Raw genomic sequence first — 6,018 nt, 5'->3', positions numbered from 1 at the left:
GCGGGCCGCCGGGCGCGCCGCGGAGGCCGGGCCGGAGGCGTTGTCCTTGCGGTAGCGGCCCGAGAGCCACCCGCCGGCCAGGGGGCTGTACGTCAGGGTGCCCATGCCGTGGCGGCGCACGGTGGGAAGGACGTCCTCCTCGATGCCGCGGACCAGGATCGAGTACGGCGGCTGCTCGGTCACGAACCGCTCCAGGCGCCGCTCACGGGAAACCCACTGGGCCTCGACGATCTGGGAACCGGAGTAGGACGAGGAGCCGATGTAGCGGACCTTCCCCTGGTGGACGAGGTCGGAGAGGGCGCCGAGGGTTTCGTCGACATCGGTGTCCGGACTGGGGCGGTGGACCTGGTAGAGGTCGAGGTGATCGGTGCCAAGGCGCCGCAGGGAGTGCTCGACCTCGCGGAAGATCCAGCGCCGCGAGCCACCCCTGTGGTTGGGGTCGTCCTGGCTCATCGGCATGAAGAACTTGGTCGCGAGGAACACGTCCTCGCGCCTGTCCTTGAGTGCCTTGCCGACGATCTCTTCTGAGACCCCGCCGGAGTACACGTCCGCGGTGTCGATGAAGTTGATGCCCGCGTCCAGAGCCCGGTGGATGATCCGTATGGAGTCGGCCTCGTCCTCGTTGCCCCAGGGGCCGAACATCATCGCGCCCAGGCAGAGCGGGCTGACCTGGACGCCGGTGCGGCCGAGCGGTCGGTATCGCATGAAGCTGTTCTCCTCATTCGTGTGGTCAGTCGTTCCCCGCAGGGACGACCGTGCCGGTGGTCATCCAGCTGGCGAGCAGGTCCAGAGCCTCTCGCTCCGGGGAATCCGGCTCGGCGGTGTAGAAGTTGAGGCGGAGACCCGGATCGGAGGGAAGTTCCATCGCCTCGTAGGGCAGCGCGAGATCGCCGACCAGCGGGTGGTGCAGGTTCTTCACGCCGGAGCGGTGGAACTTCACGTCGTGGCGGGCCCAACGGCGGGCGAAGTCACCGCTCTTGGTCGTCAGCTCTCCGATGAGGTCGGTCAGCGCCTTGTCGTGCGGCGCGCGGCCCGTCTCGGTGCGCAGGAAGGCGACCGAGTCGTCGGCGGCCTTGTCCCAGTCGACCCAGAAGTCCTGGCTCGCGGGATCCAGGAACAGAAAGCGGGCACTGTTGACCGGCCCGCGCTGGGCAAACAGTGGCGAGTCGAAAAGGGGCGCGTACAGCGCCCGTCCCAAGGCGTTGGCGGCCACGATGTCGAAGCGGGCGTTGCGTACGAACGCCGGCACACCGGTCATCGAGTCGAGCAGCCGCACGATGGTCGGACGCACCCGCGAGGAGGTCGCTGTGGGCCGGCGGCCGGACGGGGTCGAAGCGCGGGCCAGGTCGTAGAGGTGGGTGCGCTCGGCCTCGTTGAGCTGCAGGGCGTGTGCCAGGGCTTCGAGGACGGAGTCGGAGGCGCCGCTGAGGTTGCCGCGTTCGAGGCGGACGTAGTAGTCGACGCTCATGCCCGCGAGCAGGGCGACCTCCTCGCGGCGAAGCCCTGCGACGCGACGGTTGGCGCCGTAGAGCGGCAGGCCGGCCTGTTCCGGGAGGATCCGGGCCCGCCGGGTGCTGAGGAACTCGCGGACCTCGGCGGCCAGGGTCTTCTTGTCAGCGTCGGCCATGGCCGTACTCCGCGCAGGTGTACCCCAGACGACCGAGCTCGTCGCAGAGGGTGGCTTCGGCAGGGGGCAGTGACACGGGGGACCTTCCTTCGGATCGGCGCGAATCGTGTGCCGGCTCCTCCACGGTAGGTCGGCCGGCGAACGCGTGCGAGGTACTGCCAGTACCTGGAAGAGCAGTGACTCCCACCCGCAGGGGCACGCGCGGTTAGCTGGAACAGACCGAGACCGGGCGCTGGCGGAACCCATGGCCTGACCTCGGCTTTCCACCGATCTGGAGGAGCATCGTGCGTGCAGCACTCATGTACGAAGCCGGTGACGTCCGCGTCGAAGGCGTGGCCGACGTGAGCCTTGAGGAACCTACCGACGCCCTCGTCCGCATCACCACAGCGTGCGGGTGCGGCAGCGATCTGCATCCCTACCGCTCCATGCCCGGCTCCGACAGCCCCGTCGGGATGGGGACACTGTGACCACCACCGCACGGCGTACGCTGGCGTCTACCGCGAAGAGGCCGGGCAGAACCCCGGCGCACGCGACGCTGATCCTCGCGATCATCTGCGTCAGCTACTTCATGGTCATTCTCGACAACTCGATCGTCTTCACCGGGCTGCCGCAGATCCGCTCCGCTATGGGGTTCTCCGAGACCGGCCTGTCCTGGATCACCAACGCCTACGTCCTGGTTTTCGGCGGACTGCTCCTGCTGGGCGCGCGGGCCGGTGACCTCTTCGGACACCGCAAGACGTTCCTGTTCTCCCTGGTCGTCTTCTCACTGACCTCCCTCCTGGTGGGTGCCGCACAAACGCAGTGGTGGCTGATCGGCGCACGCGCCCTCCAGGGCGTCGGCGCCGCCGTCCTGGCTCCCTCCGCGCTCTCCCTGCTCACGCGCAGTTTCGCCGAGGGCCGGGTCCGTAACCGGGCAATGGCCGCCTACAGCGCCGTCGCCGGCCTCGGCGCGGCTCTCGGCCTGGTCGTTGGGGGGCTGGCCGCAGACCTGATCTCATGGCGGGCCGGGTTCTTCCTCAACGTCCCGGTCGGCGTCGTGATGATGGTGCTGGCCTTGCGGTTCCTGCCCGAGACCGAGCGCCGGGGCGGCCGTTTCGACATCGCCGGAGCGCTGCTGGCGACCCTGGGTTCCACCGCGCTGGTCCTCGGCATCGTGGACGCCGCTGACTTCGGCTGGACTGCCCCCGCCACCCTGGTACCGCTGGTCGCGGGCGTGGTGCTGCTGGGATTGTTCGTGGCGGTGGAGCAGCGGGCGGCACAGCCGATCGTGCCGCTGCGGCTGTTCACGAGCCGGGAACGCAGCGGCGCCTACCTCACCCGGATGCTCTACATGGGCGCGATGATGGGCTTCTTCTTCTTCACCGCGCAGTTCGTGCAGAGCGTCTACCACTGGACCCCGCTGCAGGCCGGCCTCGCCTTCCTGCCGATGACGCTGGTCAACTTCGTCTTCGCCGTCCAGGTACCCCGCCTGCTCCAGCGGACCGCACGGCCGCTGGTGCTGCTGGGCGGGGTCGTACTGACCGCGGCGGGCATGACGTGGCTGAGCCGTCTCGGCCTGCACACCCCCTACCTGACTGGTGTGGCGCTGCCGATGGTCCTCATCGGCGCGGGCCAGGGCCTGGCGCTGGCCCCGCTGACCTCCAGCGGCGTCGACGGCGTTGCAACAGCCGACGCGGGCGCTGCTTCCGGCCTGGTCAACACCGTGCACCAGATCGGCAGCGCACTGAGCCTGAGCATCCTGACCGCCGTCGCCGCCTCCGTCTCCACCGGGCACGCGGCCGCGGACATCGCGGCCCGCTCGGGTACGGCCCTGACCGGTTCCGCTGTCCTGCTCGCGCTTGCGGTCGTGACCGTCCTCACCCTCATCGTGCCCGCACGGGCTACCCACAACGAAAGGTCCCTGTGATGCAGACCCTCACACTCAACAACGGCGTCGAGATGCCCGCCCTCGGACTCGGTGTCTTCCAGACCCCGCCCGATGAGACCCGGGCCGCTGTCAAGGCCGCACTCGACCTCGGCTACCGGCACATCGACACTGCCGCCGCCTACGGCAACGAACGCGAGGTCGGCCAGGCCATCCGCGACTCCGGTGTGCCGCGTGATGAGATCTTCATCGAGACGAAGATCTGGATCAGCGACTACGGCTACGACGAGGCCCTGCACGGCTTCGAGAAAAGCGCCGCAAAGCTCGGGGTGGACCGGATCGACCTGCTGATCCTGCACCAGGCCCTGCCGTCCGAGTTCGACAAGACCCTCGCCGCCTACCGCGCCCTGGAGAAGCTCCTGGCCGACGGCAAGGTGCGAGCCATCGGCGTCAGCAACTTCATGGTCGACCACCTGACCACGCTGCTGGACGCCACCTCCGTCGTGCCGGCGGTCAACCAACTGGAGATCCACCCCTACTTCCAGCAGCGTGCCGTGCTCGACTTCGACGACCAGCACAACATCCTCAATCAGGCGTGGTCCCCGATCGGAGGGATCACCTTCTACCCGGGCTATGGCGAGGACCGCAAGAGCGTCCTTCAGGATCCGGCCGTCACCCGCATCGCCAACACGCACGGCAAGAGCCCCGCCCAGGTGCTGCTGCGCTGGGGGCTCCAGCAGGGCCGCTCGGTCATCCCCAAATCCACCAAGCGCACCCGCATCGCCGAAAACATCGACGTCTTCGACTTCGAGCTCACCGCAGACGAAGTCACCGCCCTGGACGCGTTGGAGACCGGTCGGCGCGGCGGCCCCGATCCCGAGATCGTCACCCTCGCCTCCTACGGCCGCGCCATTCCCGAAGCCTGACGCGCCCACCACACACGACAACCACCACTTCAGAAGGACTCATTGTGCCCACCACGGTCAAGGCGTTCGGCGCGCACGACGTGCGTCAGCCGCTCGTTCCCCTCACCATCGAGCGCCGAGACGTCGGCCCCAACGAGGTCAAGCTCGACATCCTGTACTGCGGCATCTGCCACTCCGACATGAACTTCGTCGGCGGCGAGTTCGGCCCGCTGTCCGTCAGCCCCCTCGTACCCGGCCACGAGATCGTCGGCCGGGTCACCGAGACGGGTTCCGAGGTCACCCGCCACCAGGTCGGTGACCTGGTCGGCATCGGCTGCATGGTCAACTCCTGCCGCGAATGCGACAACTGCCGGGCAGGGCAGGAGCAGTACTGCCTCAACGGTCACACCCTCGTCTTCGGCAGCCCCGACCCGGCCGAGCCCGGCGCCCACACCCAGGGCGGCTACTCCGAGGCAATCGTCGCACCTGAGGATTTCGTCGTCCGCATCCCCGACGGCCTTGATGTGGCCTCCGCGGCGCCCCTGCTGTGTGCCGGCATCACCGTCTACGCGCCGCTCAAGCGCTACGGCGCCGGACCGGGCACCAAGGTCGCGGTCGTCGGCCTCGGCGGCCTTGGCCACCTTGGCGTCAAGATGGCCAAGGCCATGGGCGCCGACGTCACCGTTCTCTCCCAGTCCGGCCGCAAGCGCGACTCCGCCACGGCCCTCGGCGCCGACCACTACGCCGTCACCGGCGACCAGTCCGCCTTCACCGACCTGGCCAACACCTTCGACATCATCCTCAACACCGTCAGCGCACCGATCTCACTGACGGACTACCTGGGACTGCTGCGTCTGCACGGCACCATGGTCAGCGTCGGCGTGACCACGCAGCCCATGCCGCTGGACGTCTTCCCTCTGCTGCAGAACGGCCGAGCCTACGCCGGATCGCTTTTCGGCGGCATCGCCGAGACGCAGGAGATGCTCGACTTCGCCGCCGAGCACGGCGTGAGCGCCGAGATCGAACTGATCGACGCGAAGGACATCAACACCGCCTACGAGCGGATCCTCGCCTCCGACGTCCGCTACCGCTTCGTCATCGACGGTGCCACCTTCACCGCACTGAAGGCGTGAAGCACCACACCTTGCTCTGCCAGTAGACACCCGGACGGCTACGCCAGCTTCGCCGCTTCGGGGCACCCAGCACCGAAATCCCCGACCGGCCTGGAGGAACGACCATGACGCACTGGAACGACACGGACCTGGCGAAGCCGGCGCGGCCGAAGAACTCAACCTGCAGTCCGAGCGCACCGACAGCAGCCTGCGCGAAACCGTGACCATGTGGGTCGTCTCCGACGAGGACCACGTCTACGTCCGCTCGATCAAAGGAACCGACGGCCCCCGGTACCGGGGCACCCAGTCCCGGCACCGGGGCCGCATCGACGCCGGCGGGGTCCAGCGGGACGTCACCTTCCACGAGGCGGGCCCCGGCGGACACGCGGCCGTCGACGCCGCCTACCGGGAGAAGTACAGCCAGTACACGAGCATCGTCGAACACGTCGTGGACGACCGGGCCCGCGAATCCACCCTCCGGCTCGAACCGCGCTGACACGTACAAGACCC

Annotated in this window: 7 protein-coding genes; 5 read left to right on the top strand and 2 right to left on the bottom strand. The window is 68.5% G+C overall.

The features are described from left to right. Window positions 1–705 (bottom strand): aldo/keto reductase (locus ABTZ59_RS32710; protein WP_351422262.1); only part of this gene is annotated, 705 nt, incomplete at its 3' end. A gap of 25 nt (window positions 706–730) precedes the next feature. Continuing rightward, the gene (locus tag ABTZ59_RS32705; protein WP_351422259.1) at window positions 731–1,627 is read right to left on the bottom strand and encodes a helix-turn-helix transcriptional regulator; all 897 of its coding nucleotides are present in this window, start codon (window positions 1,625–1,627) and stop codon (window positions 731–733) included. Window positions 1,628–1,911: 284 nt separating this feature from the next. On the opposite strand from ABTZ59_RS32705, the gene ABTZ59_RS32700 reads away from it, so the two are divergent. The 5 genes from ABTZ59_RS32700 to ABTZ59_RS32680 all read left to right on the top strand — a co-directional run bounded on the left by ABTZ59_RS32700 (window position 1,912) and on the right by ABTZ59_RS32680 (window position 6,004). Continuing rightward, on the top strand, window positions 1,912–2,094 hold the full coding sequence (locus ABTZ59_RS32700) for a hypothetical protein (protein ID WP_351422255.1): 183 nt from the start codon (window positions 1,912–1,914) through the stop codon (window positions 2,092–2,094). After that, window positions 2,091–3,533 carry an MFS transporter gene (locus ABTZ59_RS32695; protein WP_351422252.1) on the top strand — a complete coding sequence of 481 codons (1,443 nt, stop codon included), beginning with the start codon at window positions 2,091–2,093 and terminating at the stop codon, window positions 3,531–3,533. Before ABTZ59_RS32700 ends, ABTZ59_RS32695 begins: the two co-directional genes overlap by 4 nt. After that, a complete protein-coding gene (locus tag ABTZ59_RS32690; protein ID WP_351422246.1) occupies window positions 3,533–4,417 on the top strand; it encodes an aldo/keto reductase in 885 nt (294 codons plus the stop codon). The genes ABTZ59_RS32695 and ABTZ59_RS32690 overlap by 1 nt, the downstream gene beginning before the upstream one ends. Window positions 4,418–4,461: 44 nt before the next feature. Further along, entirely contained in the window at window positions 4,462–5,529 is a 1,068-nt protein-coding gene (locus ABTZ59_RS32685) for an NAD(P)-dependent alcohol dehydrogenase (RefSeq protein WP_351422241.1), read from the top strand. A gap of 199 nt (window positions 5,530–5,728) precedes the next feature. Further along, window positions 5,729–6,004: a DUF2255 family protein gene (locus ABTZ59_RS32680; RefSeq protein ID WP_351422237.1), complete on the top strand. Its 276-nt coding sequence runs from the start codon at window positions 5,729–5,731 to the stop codon at window positions 6,002–6,004. Window positions 6,005–6,018: the final 14 nt, after the last annotated feature.

This window comes from Streptomyces sp. NPDC094034 (assembly GCF_040303865.1).
Taxonomy (GTDB): domain Bacteria; phylum Actinomycetota; class Actinomycetes; order Streptomycetales; family Streptomycetaceae; genus Streptomyces.
This window is presented reverse-complemented; position numbering and strand designations above follow the sequence as displayed.

What these genes read in the sequence shown, in the direction of transcription:
- ABTZ59_RS32705 (WP_351422259.1), bottom strand. Translation starts at nt 1,627, where the DNA reads ATGGCCGACGCTGACAAGAAGACCCTGGCCGCCGAGGTCCGCGAGTTC.
- ABTZ59_RS32690 (WP_351422246.1), top strand. Translation starts at nt 3,533, where the DNA reads ATGCAGACCCTCACACTCAACAACGGCGTCGAGATGCCCGCCCTCGGA.